The sequence below is a fragment of the uncultured Chloroflexus sp. genome, from assembly GCF_937129525.1.
In the GTDB taxonomy this organism is placed as follows: domain Bacteria; phylum Chloroflexota; class Chloroflexia; order Chloroflexales; family Chloroflexaceae; genus Chloroflexus.
In genome coordinates, this window is the sequence record NZ_CAKZNK010000046.1 from 75,889 (window position 1) to 91,853 (window position 15,965).

The 15,965-nt window shown below is 57.9% G+C and carries 16 protein-coding genes; 15 read left to right on the forward strand and 1 reads right to left on the reverse strand.

The window, feature by feature from the left end:
• Nucleotides 1-89: 89 nt before the first annotated feature.
• The 4 genes from Q0650_RS04710 to Q0650_RS04725 all read left to right on the forward strand — a co-directional run bounded on the left by Q0650_RS04710 (nt 90) and on the right by Q0650_RS04725 (nt 3,708).
• Nucleotides 90-1,673: an acyl-CoA carboxylase subunit beta gene (locus Q0650_RS04710; protein WP_298816425.1), complete on the forward strand. Its 1,584-nt coding sequence runs from the start codon at nt 90-92 to the stop codon at nt 1,671-1,673.
• Nucleotides 1,674-1,708: 35 nt separating this feature from the next.
• Complete coding sequence (locus tag Q0650_RS04715; RefSeq protein WP_298816426.1) at nt 1,709-2,068, forward strand: OadG family protein; 360 nt, start codon at nt 1,709-1,711, stop codon at nt 2,066-2,068.
• A gap of 72 nt (nt 2,069-2,140) precedes the next feature.
• Nucleotides 2,141-2,539, forward strand: a complete 399-nt coding sequence (locus tag Q0650_RS04720; RefSeq protein WP_298816427.1) for a biotin/lipoyl-containing protein — start codon at nt 2,141-2,143, stop codon at nt 2,537-2,539.
• Nucleotides 2,539-3,708, forward strand: a complete 1,170-nt coding sequence (locus tag Q0650_RS04725) for a sodium ion-translocating decarboxylase subunit beta (protein WP_298816429.1) — start codon at nt 2,539-2,541, stop codon at nt 3,706-3,708. Before Q0650_RS04720 ends, Q0650_RS04725 begins: the two co-directional genes overlap by 1 nt.
• Here the strand turns inward: Q0650_RS04725 and Q0650_RS04730 are convergent.
• The gene (locus Q0650_RS04730) at nt 3,695-4,600 is read right to left on the reverse strand and encodes an NADH:flavin oxidoreductase (protein ID WP_298816431.1); all 906 of its coding nucleotides are present in this window, start codon (nt 4,598-4,600) and stop codon (nt 3,695-3,697) included. The genes Q0650_RS04725 and Q0650_RS04730 overlap by 14 nt on opposite strands.
• 146 nt (nt 4,601-4,746) lie before the next feature.
• Between Q0650_RS04730 and Q0650_RS04735 the strand changes: the two genes are divergently transcribed.
• From Q0650_RS04735 to Q0650_RS04785, 11 genes are all read left to right on the forward strand, one after another.
• Nucleotides 4,747-5,877, forward strand: a complete 1,131-nt coding sequence (locus tag Q0650_RS04735) for a L,D-transpeptidase (RefSeq protein WP_298816433.1) — start codon at nt 4,747-4,749, stop codon at nt 5,875-5,877.
• Nucleotides 5,878-5,991: 114 nt separating this feature from the next.
• Nucleotides 5,992-7,125 carry a hypothetical protein gene (locus tag Q0650_RS04740; RefSeq protein WP_298816434.1) on the forward strand — a complete coding sequence of 378 codons (1,134 nt, stop codon included), beginning with the start codon at nt 5,992-5,994 and terminating at the stop codon, nt 7,123-7,125.
• 108 nt (nt 7,126-7,233) lie between these two features.
• On the forward strand, nt 7,234-8,460 hold the full coding sequence (locus Q0650_RS04745; protein WP_298816436.1) for a response regulator: 1,227 nt from the start codon (nt 7,234-7,236) through the stop codon (nt 8,458-8,460).
• 469 nt (nt 8,461-8,929) lie between these two features.
• Nucleotides 8,930-9,862 (forward strand): F0F1 ATP synthase subunit A, encoded by a 933-nt coding sequence (gene atpB, locus Q0650_RS04750; RefSeq protein ID WP_298816438.1) that lies wholly within the window; start codon nt 8,930-8,932, stop codon nt 9,860-9,862.
• An 83-nt stretch (nt 9,863-9,945) separates the two neighbouring features.
• Entirely contained in the window at nt 9,946-10,176 is a 231-nt protein-coding gene (gene atpE / locus Q0650_RS04755) for an ATP synthase F0 subunit C (RefSeq protein ID WP_012258898.1), read from the forward strand.
• Nucleotides 10,177-10,207: 31 nt separating this feature from the next.
• Nucleotides 10,208-10,702, forward strand: a complete 495-nt coding sequence (locus Q0650_RS04760) for a F0F1 ATP synthase subunit B (RefSeq protein ID WP_298816439.1) — start codon at nt 10,208-10,210, stop codon at nt 10,700-10,702.
• 46 nt (nt 10,703-10,748) lie between these two features.
• Entirely contained in the window at nt 10,749-11,222 is a 474-nt protein-coding gene (atpH, locus tag Q0650_RS04765; protein ID WP_298816440.1) for an ATP synthase F1 subunit delta, read from the forward strand.
• A 58-nt stretch (nt 11,223-11,280) separates the two neighbouring features.
• On the forward strand, nt 11,281-12,849 hold the full coding sequence (atpA, locus tag Q0650_RS04770) for a F0F1 ATP synthase subunit alpha (RefSeq protein WP_298816442.1): 1,569 nt from the start codon (nt 11,281-11,283) through the stop codon (nt 12,847-12,849).
• A 63-nt stretch (nt 12,850-12,912) separates the two neighbouring features.
• Entirely contained in the window at nt 12,913-13,794 is an 882-nt protein-coding gene (locus Q0650_RS04775; RefSeq protein ID WP_298816444.1) for a F0F1 ATP synthase subunit gamma, read from the forward strand.
• A gap of 11 nt (nt 13,795-13,805) precedes the next feature.
• Entirely contained in the window at nt 13,806-15,221 is a 1,416-nt protein-coding gene (gene atpD, locus Q0650_RS04780; protein ID WP_298816446.1) for a F0F1 ATP synthase subunit beta, read from the forward strand.
• 68 nt (nt 15,222-15,289) lie between these two features.
• Nucleotides 15,290-15,709 (forward strand): F0F1 ATP synthase subunit epsilon, encoded by a 420-nt coding sequence (locus tag Q0650_RS04785; RefSeq protein WP_298816448.1) that lies wholly within the window; start codon nt 15,290-15,292, stop codon nt 15,707-15,709.
• The last annotated feature ends 256 nt before the right edge of the window (nt 15,710-15,965 follow it).

Sequence of the window (15,965 nt, forward strand, 5' to 3'; positions counted from 1 at the left end):
CCATCGCTCAACGCACTGTTAGCAACGTTGCCCGCGCGACTTATCTGACGCGAGCGAGCGCGATCATTCGTTCACATGGAGGAACGCCAATGACTCAGCGCGACACTGAATCAAATGCCGCTGCGCCACTCACTCTTCGCGCCCGCATTGAACTCTTACGGCAACGCCGTCGCCATCTTGAACAGGGTGGCGGCCCTGAGCGGATTGCCCGCCAGCATCAATCCGGCAAACTCACTGCCCGCGAACGGGTTCATCTACTGATAGATCACGACACCTTTCAGGAGCTGTACCTCTTTTCGCGCCATCGTTGCACTGCCTTTGGCATGGCCGACAAAGAGATGCCCGGCGAGGGAGTGATTACCGGTTGCGGGAGTGTCGATGGTCGTCAGGTGTTTGTAGCAGCGCAGGATTTTACCGTTGCCGGCGGTTCAGTTGGTGAGATGCATGCCGATAAGATCTGTCAGACGATGGATCTTGCGCTCAAATGTGGTTCGCCATTCATTACGATCAATGACAGTGGCGGCGCCCGCATTCAAGAGGGTATTGATGCGCTGAGCGGGTATGGCCGCATCTTTTATCGCAACGTCCTCCTCTCTGGGGTTGTGCCACAAATTGCGATCATCGCCGGGCCTTGCGCTGGCGGCGCCGCTTATTCGCCCGCGCTCATGGATTTTATCATTATGGTGCGCGGGAGTGAGATGTTCATTACCGGCCCGGAAGTGCTCAAACAGGTAACTGGTGAGCATGTAACCGGCGAAGAACTCGGCGGTCCCGAAGCGCAAGTGCGGAGTGGCGTCGCCCACTTTATTGCCGACAATGACCAGGAGGCAATTGCCCTGTGCAAGCGCTTGCTTGGCTTTTTGCCGTCAAACAATCTCGAAGATCCTCCTGACCGCAGCGATGGTGAATTGCGCTTTTTCACCGATCCTGCGCTCGATACAGTTATCCCCGATGATCCCCGCGAACCTTACGATGTCATCCCGATTATCAAGCGACTGGTAGACGATGGTGACCTGCTTGAAGTGCAGCGCGGGTTTGCCGATAACGCGGTGATTGGCTTCGCCCGCATCGATGGCAATACGGTTGGCATTGTTGCCAATCAGCCGATGGTGATGGCCGGCGTCCTCGATATTGACGCCTCAGACAAAATTGCGCGCTTTGTTCGTTTCTGCAACGCCTTCAATATTCCGATCATCACCTTCGTTGATGTGCCCGGCTTCTTGCCCGGTGTCGCTCAGGAGCGTGGTGGAATCATTCGGCACGGCGCCAAAATGCTGTTCGCATATTCGGCGGCGACGGTTCCCAAGATCACGATCATCTTGCGCAAAGCCTATGGCGGCGCATACCTGGCAATGTGCGGCAAAGACCTCGGCGCCGACCGCGTGGCGGCCTGGCCGAGTAGTGAGATTGCCGTGATGGGACCGGAAGGCGCGGTTAACATCATCTTCCGCGACCAGATTAAACAGGCGGAAGACCCGGCTGCCGCCCGCGCCGAGTTCCTGCGCCTCTATCGGGCTGAATTCGCCACTCCTTATGTTGGCGCCGCGCGCAATCTGATCGATAGCATCATTGCTCCCAGTGAAACGCGCCGTTATCTCAGTCTGGCGCTGGCGTCATTGCGCACCAAACGCGAATTTCGCCCACAGAAAAAGCACGGCCTGGTGCCTCTGTAAAAACTATTCATGTCGGTAAAACCGAAGGAGGCTGCATGATCGACCCTACCGCCGATCCGTTGATCGTTGCGCTGCAAATCACGATTACCGGCTTAAGCATTGTTTTCATCGTGCTGGCGATTGTTGCGCTAATGCTGAGCGCATTGAGCGTCAGCCAGCGACTGTTGCAACCCAAAGAGGCTGCGCTGGACCAGCCTGTCTCGCCACCAGCATCGCAACCGGTGGCCGCCGATCAGCTCGATCCTCACCTGATCGCCATTTTGACGGCTGCCGCCGTAGCGGCGCTTGACCGTCCGGTGCGCGTGCTGCGAGTGCGTTACTATCGTCAACCACCCCTGGTATGGGCGCGCCTTGGCCGCGTTAGCGTCATGGCGGCGCGTCAGTTACGTCGCTGATATGCCTCGCGCTGATAGCCACAGGATAATGTCTGAACGTTGTCGGTAAAGACTACAGCGAGTGGAGACAGTATGAAACGCTTACGGATTACCGTGAACGGCGTGAGCTACGAAGTCGAGGTGGAGGTGCTGGCAGATGATGACGAGGCGGCATTGCATGCGCCTACCAGCTTCAATGCATTGCCGCCACCCGCCAAATCTGACCATCCGCCACCGATGCCTTCATCAGCCGCCACCCCTAACGCCAGCGCAACCGGCCCAGGAGTGCTGGTCTCACCTATCGCCGGCATCGTTGCCGAGATTAAGGTGAATGTTGGCGATCAGGTAAAAGAAAATGATCCTTTGGTCGTTATTGAAGCGATGAAGATGAACTCGAATGTGAGTTCGCCAGTCGCCGGCACTATTCGCGCTATCAATGTGAAAGTTGGCGACTCAGTGCGGCAAGGTCAACCATTGCTGGAGTTTGCCTGATGGAATGGCTGATCGGCTTCTTTGAGGCAAGCGGGTTGGCTCATTTGGCCTGGGGCAACCTGCTGATGATCATCGTCGGGTCTGTGTTTATCTACCTGGCGATTGCCCGCAACTTCGAGCCGTTGTTGCTGGTGCCGATAGGTTTTGGTATCATTCTCGGCAATATGCCGTTTGAGCCGGGAATGGGGCAGGGTGTGTACGATCAGGGGAGCGTCCTCAACTACATCTACTTCGGTGTGATCGCCGGTGTGTTCCCACCCCTGATCTTTCTCGGCATCGGCGCAATGACCGACTTTTCGGCGTTGATTGCGCAACCACGCCTGATCTTGCTTGGCGCTGCCGCTCAGCTCGGCATCTTTTTTACCCTGATTATGGCAGTCCTGCTGGGTTCGCGCTTACCATTCCTCGATCTGGCCAGCGCCGACGATCCCATGCGTCTGCTGCGCGCCGCTGCTACGATCGGGATTATCGGCGGCGCCGATGGTCCGACGACCATCTTCATTGCTTCGCGGCTGGCCCCCGATCTCCTTGGCGCGGTTGCGGTGTCGGCCTATTCGTATATGGCACTGGTTCCGGTTATTCAGCCGCCGATTATGCGCCTGCTCACAACCCGCGAAGAACGCCTGATCCGCATGCCGCCACCGGCAGAAATCAGCCGCGCGCAACGCATTCTTTTCCCCATTATCGGCCTGATCGTCTGCGTGTTGATTGTGCCCGATACGCTTCCCCTCCTCGGCATGCTCTTCTTCGGCAACCTGCTCAAAGAAAGCGGAGTCACCGAGCGCTTGGCCCGCACTGCGCGCAGCGCCCTTATCGATAGCGTCACTATTATGCTGGGATTGACCGTCGGCGCCAGCACACAGGCCAGTAACTTTCTCACGCCACGCTCAATCGCGATCTTCGCTCTCGGCGCATGCGCATTTGCTATTTCAACCGCGGGTGGCGTATTATTCGCTAAATTCTATAATCTCTTCACAAAGAACAAGATCAATCCACTCATTGGCGCCGCCGGAGTCTCGGCAGTGCCGATGTCTGCTCGCGTTGCCCATTCAGTAGCTCAGGAGGAAGATCGGCAAAATTTCTTGATCTGGCAGGCAATGTGCCCAAATGTCGCTGGCGTGATTGGTTCGGCAGTTGCTGCCGGCGTATTGCTGGTCATTTTACGCTGACCGGCGCCAGCAGGCGACGGGCAAGTTGTGGCCATTCGGGCAAGAGTCGCAATGCCGTGCAGAGCATAACCATATCAACACTGCCTTCTTGTATAACGGCATCGGCGAGCCATGGATCACTGAGCTGACCCGAACCGATAACAATCGCTTCACTGACAATTCGGCGCACGCCGGCTATGAGCGGAATTGTCCAACCGGGAAAGCGAGCCACATCGGGGGTATACCGATTCAAAGTCACATCGAGCAGTTGGACGCCGGCAGCCACTGCTCGTCGGGCAATCAAGCGCGCATCTTGATGGCTGAGGCCACCGGGAATCAGTTCGGCGACCGGCATACGGAGGCCAATCCAGAGCTGGCGGCCGAACTGCTGACGCAACTGTTCCAGCATGAGCAAGATGGGCTGAATGCGTTCGCTTGTTGGCCCATGCGCGCCATTGCTTGACCATCGCGTCGGTGACACCAGACCTGCCAGCGCGCCATCATCGGCAATCGAGAGAAAGATACCATCTGCGCCAGCGGCCAGCGCGCGCCAGGCAGCAAGGCGATACTGTTCGCTGAGCTGCGCAATCGGGTACTGGCCGGCTGGCGCTTCAAGCAGAAAGGCGATCCGACTGCCAAAGGCATGCGCTGCGGCTGTCAATCGACGCAACCCCGACGTAAAGCAATCGTGCCAGATTCCCAGATGGGGAATCGCCGTTGATGGCTGGCAAACGAGCAGTGGTTCGGTAATAATGAAGCCTACACCTGCCTGCGCTCGTCGCTCATAATAACTGGTCAGCGCGGCATGGCAGAAACCGTCTTCGCCAGCCAATCCACTCGGCGCCGGCGCCATCACAATCCGATTGATCAAATACCGGCCTCCGACCTGAAGCGGCGTGAAGAGATCAGCCATACCACACTCACTCGTATAGTATCTTCGCTGTAAGTATAGCCAGAGAGTTCGATCTTCGGCAAGAGATAGAGGCAATAGCTTGACCTGATCTGATATGATGATAAAAAATGCCTGTCACCACCTGCCTGCGAAAATCCTGGTAGTCTATGTCGATTGTTTACTGCAGGAATTCGGCGCGTCAAAGACTCATCCTGACCGCACTTTTCACGCTCTGGTTGGGCAGCCTGGGTCTGATCTGGATCGTTACTGCCGCTGCCGCGCAGCCAGTCACCAGTCTTCATCGCCTCCCCATGGCGCGCGTGGTCTACTTTCCTACCACCGGTCATCACCTGTCTAACCGGGTTGGCTTCCTCGACTTTTGGCGCGCCAACGGCCAGCTCCACACCTTCGGCATGCCGATCAGCGAAGAACTGGTCATCGACGGTCGTATCGTTCAGTATTTCGAGCGGGCTCGCTTCGAATACCATCCTGAATACGCCGGCAAGCCGCAACAAGTGCAGCTTGGTCTGATCGGACGGGAATGGCTTGAACGATCAGGTTTACTGAAGCCGGCTGTTGCGGCAAACAACAGCGGCGCCTTCTTCCCCGAAACAGGATATACGCTTGACGGAGAGTTTCTAGAGTTCTGGGAGCGACGAGGCGGTTTGCCGATTTTCGGTTTTCCCATTAGTGCTGAGACTCAAGAAGACGGGACAATCGTACAATACTTCGAACGCGCGCGCTTCCGTTACCATCCCGAAGCGCTCTCGCCATTCTTGCGCCGGCAACAGTCTATCTACGGCTTTGATCTCGATGCGCTTCACGAAGTGCAGATCGATGACCTTGGTCACCAGCTCGCCCATCTGCTTGGCATTAACACCAGGCCGGTTGCCCGCCTGCCCGGCGCAGTCGATTGGAGTCCGGCGTTATGGTCGCGCCGGATCGAAGTCGATCTGAGTCGTCAATATCTCTTTGCCTACGAAGACGATTTGCTTGTCTTTACTGCGCCGGTCGCAACCGGTCGAGATGGATTTAATACACCGCGCGGCGAGTTTACGATCTACTATCGACTTCCCGAACAGACAATGGCCGATTGTCTGGGAGGCGAATGCTGGTACGTCCCGAACATTCCCTGGGTACAATATGTGGTTGGCGGCGTGGCGCTGCACGGCACCTACTGGCACAATGCCCACGGCACCGGCGCGCGGATGTCGCATGGCTGCATTAATCTGCGGATCGATGACGCCCAATGGCTCTACGAATGGGCCGATCTCGGCGTGGCGGTCACAGTGTATTGACACATAGGGTTACCATCCAACCAGCACTGCCCGCCAACATCATCGTCGCTTACAATCGCAACATGCTATAATGGCGTCAATACTCGCGCTCTTTCAACTCCAACGGATGCCGCTATGTTCTACGTACCTGATGGCGTGCCGCCGCTCATAACCGGCTCGCTCGCTCGTCTCGAACGCGCCTTGCCTCAGCCCGGTGAGATTCTGGTCAGGCAGGGAGGGCGCGTCGAACCGGATGATGTGATAGCGCGCGGCTTGCGACCAAATCCGCCATATGTCATCAACCTGGCTCGCGCCTTATCCTTACCCCCAACCATGGCGGCACGGGCCGTTGTTGCCCCAATCGGTCAGCCAATTAATGCCGGCGCAGTGCTGGCCCGTCGGCGCGGATTGCCCGGTCGTCGGGTCATAAGCCCTGTCAATGGAATCCTGCATGCGGTTGATCCGGCAACCGGCTATGCCTTCATCAGGCCTGAACCACAACAAATCACGCTGACTGCCGGGATTCGCGGCGTTGTCATGGAGATTATCGATAATCAGCGCGTGGTTATCGAAACACCTGCGGCCCAACTGTACGGCATTTGCGGATTCGGGCCCGATTGCAATGGTGTCACCCGCCTGCTGACGTTCGATCCTGACGAGCCGATTACTGCCGAAATGGTCGATGCCCAAAGTATATACTCGGTCATCATCGGCGGTAAAGGCATCAGCGCTGCCGCATTGCGCAAGGCGGTTGAACATCAGGTGCGCGGAATCATTATTGGTAGCATCGCCGAGCGTGAACTGCGCGCATTTTTCCAGTGGGCTAAACGCATACCCTGGAAAATCGGAAGTCGCAACTGGCAGTGGGCCGGCCAAACCGACTCACCCATCACCATTGTGCTTACCGAAGGAATTGGAAACGCGCCAATGGCCGCGCCGCTGTTCGAACTGCTCGCCAATAACGATCGACGCGAAGTTTTTATCGAGAGCAATACCAGTCTACGCCAGCCTCATCGCCGTCCGCAGATCATCATCCCCCTTTCCCGCAGCAGCACCACTGCGCTCGAACCACCCCGTCCTCCCCTTCGGCCTGGCGCCCTGGTGCGTTTGCTCGACCACGATCACCTCGGTCAAACCGGACGGGTACGCAACCTGCCGCCCCTGCCCTATCGTCTCCCTTCTGGTGTGCGCGCGGCTGCGGTTGAAGTGCTACTCAACACTGGCGAAGCGATCTGGCTGCCGCGGAGCTGCATTGAAGTGCTGGCCTGAAATCGACCGACTTCGCCTCGAAAAACTGTTTCACGCTAGAGTTATTTCGGGTATACTAGTGGTCGATAGTAAATAATGACACATCAAGCGATACCGCGAGAGAATTCAATGACCTACCGTATCGTCGTGGTCGCCCGCACAAACCCCGTGCTCCGCCGCCTGCCCGAAGCGCTGGCAGGTGACGCACAGGTACAAATGTTTGAATCGGCCAATGATGCGCTCTGGTCGATCAGCACTGAACCTCCGGATCTGGTGCTGAGCGAACTCGATCTCGATGAGATGAGTGGTCTCGATCTGGCCGAGATTGTTCCTAACTTCGACCCCCACACTCGCGTTGTCTTATGGGGGAAGGGGTTGAGTGCCGCTGACCGTGAACGAGCGCGGGCCGCCGGTGTTGCCACTGTGCTCAGCGGTGAGATCAGCCTCGATGCGGTGCGCGCTGCTGTTGCAACTGCGCTCGACACACCGCGCGCCGAACCGGTATCACTTGCCGCGCACTCCGCTCCGGCGCATCCGGTGACCGACAAACCTGATCCAACATCATCGTCGGCGGCTAAACCCGAACCTGTAACCACAGAATCTACCCGTCCGGCTGCTGCGACAAGCCCGATCCAGCCGCCGGCTGGCAAAGCAGCAGAATCGGCGCCGCCAGCGGAAGATTCTGCTCCACGCCGCTCTTTCACCCCGGCGCGAATCGTATTGCCATCACGCGCCGAGCGTGAAGCTGCCGAGCGCGCTGCTCGCGAGGCCGCCGAACGCGAAGCTGCTGAACGCGAAGCTGCCGAACGCGCCGCTCGTGAAGCGCATGCCAGAGGAGGCCTGGCTGCCCGAACGCGGGCCGCCGCCGATCGGCGCGCTGCCCAGACAACTACGCCATCGGCCAGCCCATCGCCAGCTACGCCAGAACCGCCGCTGGGATGGCGAAGCGATGGTCGTAACCTGATCGTCACCGAACAAAACATCGCGGCGATTCGCAGCGTGATGAGTCAGCTTGGTCAGGATCTCGGCACTCAGAGTATTATGTTGACCGATCGCGCGGGCATGATCCTGGTCGAAACCGGTGACAAAGGGAACCTGCCCCTCATGGTTGTTTTGCCACTCCTCTCAACCGGTTTCTCGACCACCGGCGAAGTCGCTCGCCAGCTTCGCGAGGAAGATGCAACCAGCGTTTATATTCACGAAGGCGCCAACATCGACCTGTATTGCTTTGATGTCGCGCAACGATTTTTGCTGGTGCTGGTTTTCAACAAGCGAGTAGCCAGCTCAAAGATTGGCGCTGTGTGGGTCAATGCCAAACGCGCGATCCGCGAATTGCGCGATGTGCTGGCGCGGTAGCGCCAGACTATCCTGCGGGGAACGACTCACATCGCAACCCCGACAATAGTTACACCATTCCACCAAAAAACCGAAACATTGTCACGAACAACAGGGGCGCAGCAATGTTCGCCCCTGTACTGTTGCCAGATAACGATGGCAGACCCGTCAACCAGGTTACAACCACCGATCATAAGAACGGGTGACACCCGCTTTCCATATCGAAACTGCGTCGTCGCGCGACGGCGCCGCGCCGCCCTGCGCGAGTTGCCCATAGCGCACAGCTATGGTATACTCGCGACGGCCTCGCAAAACAGCACCAACCGTCATAGCAGAAGAATAATCAATTTGCGAAAATTTGCGAGGTACGTTATACTGATTGTGAAAGGTAGAACAAAATAGGTGGTTGTTCGCGCTGAGCAAGGCAGCAGCGTCCTATGACACCGTGAATGCTGCGCGATGCCCGGCACTGTCGAACAGGAGGTAGGCGTTGTCAACGCGGACTCGAAACATTCTCATTATCGTAGGGGCGCTCATCATCTCGATCGCCAGTCGCTTCTTCCTCTATACTGGCCCACCGCACGTCGAAGTTGCCGCCGAAGTCATCTTTGATGGCATTCCCGGTTTTCCCATCACCAATTCATTCGTCGTCACCATCATTATTGATATTTTTGTGATTGCGCTGGCCGTAGCCGCCACCCGCAATCTGCAAATGGTGCCGCGCGGATTGCAGAACGTGATGGAGTTCATCCTCGAATCGTTGTACAATCTCTTCCGCAACATCAATGCGAAGTATGTCGCGACTGCCTTCCCGCTGGTAGCAACGATCTTCCTCTTCGTACTGTTCGGTAACTGGTTCGGCTTGCTACCGGGTGTCGGCTCGATTGGCGTTTGTCACGAGAAGCACAAAGAAGAGCATAGCGCGATGATTGAAGAGCGCCTGGCGCTCGCCGGGCCGGCTAGCGTGTTGGCAGCCGAAAGCGAGGAGGCGTATGACACATGCGCCGCGCAAGGCAAGAAGCTGGTGCCCCTCTTCCGCGCGCCGGCGGCTGACCTCAACTTTACCTTCGCGATTGCTGTCATCTCGTTCGTGTTCATCGAGTACTGGGGCTTCCGCGCGCTTGGCCCTGGCTATCTGAAGAAGTTCTTCAATACCAACGGCATTATGTCGTTCGTCGGTATCATCGAGTTTATCTCAGAAATCGTCAAGCCCTTTGCGCTGGCCTTCCGTCTTTTCGGCAATATCTTTGCCGGTGAAGTGCTACTGGTAGTGATGGCTTTCCTCGTGCCGCTCTTGCTACCACTTCCCTTCTACGGCTTCGAGGTGTTCGTTGGTTTCATCCAGGCGCTGATCTTTGCGCTGTTGACCTACGCCTTCCTGAACATTGCCGTGACCGGCCACGATGAGGAGCATGCACACTAGTTTGCGTCCTCGCGCGGCGTCAGCCGCGAGTGTTTCATTGCAAGGGTTCGTCGCAGAGTTTGCTATAAGGAGGCATCTCAATCATGGAGGGTTTGAATCTCGTCGCAACCGCGCTCGCAGTTGGTTTGGGCGCTATTGGGCCGGGTGTCGGCATCGGTATCATCGTGTCAGGCGCGGTGCAGGCGATTGGCCGCAATCCTGAAATCGAGAATCGGGTCGTTACCTACATGTTTATTGGTATCGCCTTTACCGAAGCGCTGGCAATCTTCGGTCTGGTGATTGCGTTCTTGATCGGTTTTGGCGTGTTGCAGTAGAGCACATTGCGCGTTACGGGAGGTTTGAAGGGTGGAAGCATTAGGCATTAACCTGACCCTATTTCTCGCGCAACTGATCAACTTTCTGCTCTTGATCTTCATTCTGCGCGCGCTGTTGTACAAGCCGGTAATGAACCTGCTTAACGAGCGCACCAAGCGGATCGAAGAGAGCGTCCGCGACGCTGAGAAAGTGCGTGAGCAGTTGGCCAATGCCAGGCGCGACTACGAAGCTGAGCTGGCCAAAGCGCGCCAGGAAGCGGCCCGGATCGTGGCGCAGGCCCAAGAGCGCGCCAAGCAGCAGGAAGCTGAAATCATTGCGCAGGCCCGCCGCGAAGCTGAGCGTCTGAAAGAAGAGGCGCGCGCCCAGGCTGAGCAAGAGCGCGCCCGGATGTTGAGCGAGGCTAAGAGCCAGATCGCTGATCTGGTAACGTTGACGGCTAGCCGTGTGCTCGGCGCCGAATTGCAGGCCCGCGGCCACGATGCGTTGATTGCCGAGTCGCTGGCGGCGCTCGATCGCCGCAACTAACGTCGTGGCACTGGTCTGATCCAGGCTGCGTGAGGAAACAGAGAGTATGGCAACGACCATTGATGCACGGGCATTGGCCAACCCACTGATAGAAGCGCTGCTAACAACCGCCGCCGAGCAGATTCGAGCAGTGGCGCCGCGGATTGCTGGCCTGTCGGCCAGCGATGCTGCGGCGGCCCTGCCGGCAGATCTGCTGCCACAGGTGCGTAACTTCTTGCTCTCGATGGCTAAAGAAGGTCTCACCGGCGAATTGCACGCAGTGGCTGAAGCCATCCAGACTTACCTGGAAACCGGCAGTCGCGTCATCGACGCCAGTGTGACCAGCGCGATTGAGTTGAACAGTGAGCAGAAGGAACGCATTGCCGGTGAGTTGCGCCGACGCTACGGCGATGTGCATGTGACGTATCATGTTGATCCGACGCTGATTGGCGGTTTGATCATTCGGGTAGGCGATCAGGTGCTTGACAATAGCCTGCGCGCCCGCCTCAGCGCCATTCAGCGCGCATTGCAGGCAAGTTAATTTCAGCACTCAGCTCGCTGGCCCGGTATTGCCGGCTACCAGCGCGACGGAGTAGAGCATGACGACGATTACTGAAGAATTGATCGCCCGGCTGAAGCAGGGGATCATCAGCGGCGTCGACCTTCAGCCGCGTCAGGTCAATGTCGGCACGGTGATTGCCGTCGGTGACGGTGTCGCGCGGCTGTCCGGCCTTGATCAGGTTGTCGCCTCTGAGATCGTAGAGTTCCCGCCTAAGGCTGGCCGGAATGAGTCGATTTATGGCATTGCCCTTAACCTCGAACAGGATAGCGTCGCTGCAATCATTCTCGGCGATGACGAAACGATTGAGGAAGGGGATATGGTTACCTCGACCGGGCGCGTGATTTCGGTTCCGGTCGGGCAGGGTCTGTTGGGCCGCGTGGTCAACCCGCTCGGTCAGCCAATCGATGGCAAAGGCCCGATTGTCTATGAGAAGACACGCCCGATTGAGCGCATCGCTCCCGGTGTCATTACCCGTAAGTCGGTCGATACACCGGTTCAGACCGGTATTATCGCTATCGATGCCCTGATCCCGATCGGTCGCGGTCAGCGTGAGCTGATTATCGGCGACCGCCAGACCGGAAAGACGGCAGTTGCCATCGACACGATCCTTAACCAGAAGGGTCAGGGGATGGTGTGCATCTACGTCGCGATCGGTCAGCGCCGCGCCCAGGTCGCGCAGGTGGTGGGTACTCTTGAGCGCTTCGGCGCAATGGAGTATACGATTGTGGTGTCGGCAACTGCCTCCGAGAGCGCCGCGCTCCAATATATTGCCCCCTACGCCGGTTGCGCGATGGGTGAAGAGATTATGGAGAACGGCGTAATGCTCAACGGGCAACTGGTGAAGGATGCCCTGATTGTCTATGATGATCTGAGCAAGCACGCTGTGGCTTACCGGCAGGTCTCGCTCTTGCTGCGCCGCCCACCAGGCCGCGAAGCGTATCCCGGCGACGTGTTCTACCTGCACTCGCGCTTGCTCGAGCGTGCCGCCCGCCTTAATGAGGAATACGGTGGCGGTTCGCTGACGGCGCTACCGGTGATCGAGACCCAGGCTAACGACGTGTCGGCCTACATTCCGACGAACGTTATCTCGATTACCGACGGGCAAATCTACCTTGAATCTGACCTGTTTAACGCCGGTCAGCGCCCGGCACTCAACGTGGGTATTTCGGTGTCGCGTGTAGGTGGCGCAGCCCAAACCCGGGCAATGCGCGCTGTAGCCGGTAAGCTGAAAGGCGAGCTGGCTCAGTTCCGCGACCTTGCTGCCTTCGCCCAGTTTGCCAGCGATCTCGACGCGACCACCAAAGCGCAGATCGAACGCGGTCAGCGCCTGCAAGAACTGCTCAAGCAGCCCCAGTATCAACCGCTGGCCGTCGAGGATCAGGTGGCCGTGCTCTACGCGGCAACCAACAACTACCTTGATGATGTGCCGGTGCCGATGATTACGAAATGGCGTGATGATTTCCTGGCCTTCTTGCGCACCGCCCATCCAGAGGTGCGGAAGCTGATCTACGACAATCGTCTTGATCGCAAGTTCCCTTCGCCTGAAGTGAAAGAGGCCCTGGAATCGGCAATCAAGGAATTTAAGGCAACCAGCAACTATAGCTAACAGCAACACCGGCGGGCGGATCATACGCCCGCTCGCCGGCTGATTGACTGTAAAGGGTTCGATATGGCGAGCAGTCGCGAGATTAAGCGCCGCATTCGTTCGGTCAAAAACGTTGCTCAAATTACGCGAGCAATGGAGATGGTCTCGGCTTCCAAGATGCGGCGCGCGCAACGAAATGTGTTAGCTACCCGGCCATACGCTGACCGCATGCGGGAGGTGATGGCCAATCTGACAGCGCGGGTCGTCGGCGCGGCCCGCCGCGGGACGCTGCTCGAGAAACGCGAGACAGTGAAGAGTGTGGCGTTGCTGGTGGTAACCCCGGATCGCGGCCTCTGTGGTAGCCTGGTCGCCAACGTCTTGCGCCGCGCCGGGCGCTTTATTACCGAGCAACGAGCAATGGGACGCACGGTTGATGTCTATACCTTCGGGCGAAAAGGGCGCGATTTCTTCCTGCGCACCGGCTTTGCGCCCGCCGGTGAAGCAACCCGGCTTGGCGATGCGCCAAAGCTCGAGGCCATCCTCGGCGTGGCCATCAGTGCCATCAGTGGCTTCCAGTCGGGCAAATATGATGAACTCTATATTGTCTACAGCGAGTTCATCAATACGCTTGTGCAACGACCGGCGATTAAACAATTGTTACCGGTCGAAAGCCCCGCTATCTCGACCACGACAAACGTCGATTACACCTACGAGCCGGGCGAAGAAGAGGTGTTGAATAGCATTCTGCCGCGTTATGTGGAAACCCAGATCTACCAGGCCGTGCTGGAAAGTATCGCCAGTGAGCATAGCGCGCGTATGGTAGCGATGCGGAATGCCACCAACAATGCGAAGGATCTCGTGCGCGATCTAACGCTCTCATTCAACAAGGCGCGGCAGGCCGCCATTACCAAAGAGGTCAGCGAGATCGCTTCGGGCGCCGCTGCACTCACACCAGTTAATGCTTAGAGGAGGAGCCGATGCCGGCAAAGGGGGTTATTCAAGAGATTATCGGCGTGGTGATCCGGGCGAAGTTCCCTGAGGATCAGGTGCCGGAAATCTATAACGCAATCGAAATTCCACTGGAAAATGGCGATCGCCTCGTCTGCGAGGTGCAGCAGCAACTCGGCAATGGCGTGGTGAAGGCGGTCGCAATGGGTTCCACCGACGGCTTGCGCCGCGGCCTCGAAATAATCGACACCGGTCGCCCAATCGCCGTTCCGGTTGGCCCGGCCACGCTAGGACGAGTGTTTAATGTATTGGGCGATCCGATCGATGGCCTGCCACCGATCGGTCCAGAGGCTGAGCGTCGCCCTATTCACCGCGATCCGCCGAGCTTTGAAGAGCAGAATACGCAGGCGCAAATTTTTGAAACCGGGATTAAAGTGATCGACCTGATCGCGCCATTTACGCGCGGTGGTAAGACGGCTATCTTCGGTGGCGCCGGCGTGGGTAAGACGGTCGTTATTCAAGAGCTGATCGCAAATATCGCGAAAGAGCAATCGGGCTTCTCGGTGTTTGCCGGCGTCGGTGAACGTTCACGCGAAGGTAATGACCTCATCCACGAGATGAAGGAAGCTCGTATCGACGAAAATACCACCGTGTTTGACAAGACGGTGATGGTCTTCGGTCAGATGAACGAGCCGCCGGGCGCCCGCCTGCGGGTAGGACTAACCGCGCTGACTATGGCCGAGTACTTCCGCGATGAGGGGCGTGATATTCTGCTCTTTATCGATAACATCTTCCGCTTTGTGCAGGCCGGTTCTGAAGTGTCGTCGCTTTTGGGCCGTATGCCGTCGCAGGTGGGTTATCAGCCGACCCTGGGCACCGAGATGGGTGAACTGCAAGAGCGGATTACCTCGACCAAACGCGGCTCGATTACGTCGATGCAGGCGGTGTACGTGCCGGCAGACGACTATACTGACCCGGCGCCGGCAACCGTGTTTAGTCACCTCGACGCGACGATCTCGCTCGAGCGCAGCATTGCCGAACGCGCGATCTTCCCCGCCGTCGATCCACTGGCGTCAACTTCGCGCATTCTCGACCCGAACATCGTGGGCGAGGAGCACTACCGGGTAGCGCAAGAGGTCAAGCGCGTGTTGCAGCGCTACAAAGACCTCAAAGACATTATTGCTATTCTCGGTATGGAAGAACTGAGCGACGAAGACAAGCTGACCGTTCAGCGCGCGCGCAAGATCGAGCTGTTCTTCTCGCAGCCATTTACTGTGGCGCAGCAATTCACCGGTCGCCCTGGCAAGTATGTGCCGGTGAAGAAGACGGTTGAGAGCTTTGCCCGCCTGCTCAACGGCGAGGGTGATCACATCCCCGAGTCGTTCTTCTATATGCAGGGCGACTTCGATGACGTGCTGGCCACTTACGAGGCGAGCCAGAAATAAGTTCGGATCGGCGGCGCGGTTTACCCGCGCCGCCACCTGAGCTGAATGGCAGGTAGAAGGAGCAGTCTATGCCCATCCACTTAGAGATTGTCACTGCCGAGCGGGTGATCTTGTCGGACGATGTTGATATGATCAGCGCGCCGACCAAAGATGGCCGGATCGGAATCCTGCCCCGCCATGCTCCGCTGATGACGATCCTCGAACCGGGCGAGCTAGACATCATCAAGAATGGCGAGCGGACGCCGTTTGCTGTGTCGGGCGGGTTTATGGAAGTGCTGCCGCACCGGGTCACGATTCTGGCCGACACGGTTGAGCGAGCCGATGAGATTGATGAGGCGCGAGCGGAAGCGGCGCGAGCGGAAGCTGAGGCCCGGCGGCGCGAAGCGCAAAGCGAGCGTGATATGGCGCTGGCCGAGGCTAAACTGCGCAAAGAGATGGTGCGTCTGCGGGTTGCGCAGTTGAACAAGATCAAGCGCCGCCAGTCATAGGGAATTGGTTCAAAACCTAAAAGCCTGGCAAGAGAGGCGCCTGCGCGCCTCTTCGCTCTTTTCCGATTACGATTCTACAATACAATGAGGTACGATTTACTACCGGCCATTCCGGCCTCGTTCCCGCCCTTTTCATCGTCAGCGAACGAGGACTACATGTCACGCTCTCCGTTTCATCACTGTGGAAGGAGGCACGACGCGCCGGGCACCTGCGTCTGCTCCCTTCCCACCCTTGCACCGTCAGCGAACGAGGAGC

Bases quoted from the DNA above. Each gene is read 5' to 3' on its own strand.
- atpE (WP_012258898.1), top strand. From the start codon at position 9,946: ATGGAGGGTTTGAATCTCGTCGCAACCGCGCTCGCAGTTGGTTTGGGC.
- Q0650_RS04740 (WP_298816434.1), top strand. From the start codon at position 5,992: ATGTTCTACGTACCTGATGGCGTGCCGCCGCTCATAACCGGCTCGCTC.
- Q0650_RS04715 (WP_298816426.1), top strand. From the start codon at position 1,709: ATGATCGACCCTACCGCCGATCCGTTGATCGTTGCGCTGCAAATCACG.
- Q0650_RS04735 (WP_298816433.1), top strand. From the start codon at position 4,747: ATGTCGATTGTTTACTGCAGGAATTCGGCGCGTCAAAGACTCATCCTG.
- Q0650_RS04775 (WP_298816444.1), top strand. From the start codon at position 12,913: ATGGCGAGCAGTCGCGAGATTAAGCGCCGCATTCGTTCGGTCAAAAAC.
- Q0650_RS04725 (WP_298816429.1), top strand. From the start codon at position 2,539: ATGGAATGGCTGATCGGCTTCTTTGAGGCAAGCGGGTTGGCTCATTTG.
- Q0650_RS04710 (WP_298816425.1), top strand. From the start codon at position 90: ATGACTCAGCGCGACACTGAATCAAATGCCGCTGCGCCACTCACTCTT.
- Q0650_RS04720 (WP_298816427.1), top strand. From the start codon at position 2,141: ATGAAACGCTTACGGATTACCGTGAACGGCGTGAGCTACGAAGTCGAG.
- atpD (WP_298816446.1), top strand. From the start codon at position 13,806: ATGCCGGCAAAGGGGGTTATTCAAGAGATTATCGGCGTGGTGATCCGG.
- Q0650_RS04785 (WP_298816448.1), top strand. From the start codon at position 15,290: ATGCCCATCCACTTAGAGATTGTCACTGCCGAGCGGGTGATCTTGTCG.
- atpH (WP_298816440.1), top strand. From the start codon at position 10,749: ATGGCAACGACCATTGATGCACGGGCATTGGCCAACCCACTGATAGAA.
- Q0650_RS04745 (WP_298816436.1), top strand. From the start codon at position 7,234: ATGACCTACCGTATCGTCGTGGTCGCCCGCACAAACCCCGTGCTCCGC.
- atpA (WP_298816442.1), top strand. From the start codon at position 11,281: ATGACGACGATTACTGAAGAATTGATCGCCCGGCTGAAGCAGGGGATC.
- Q0650_RS04730 (WP_298816431.1), bottom strand. From the start codon at position 4,600: ATGGCTGATCTCTTCACGCCGCTTCAGGTCGGAGGCCGGTATTTGATC.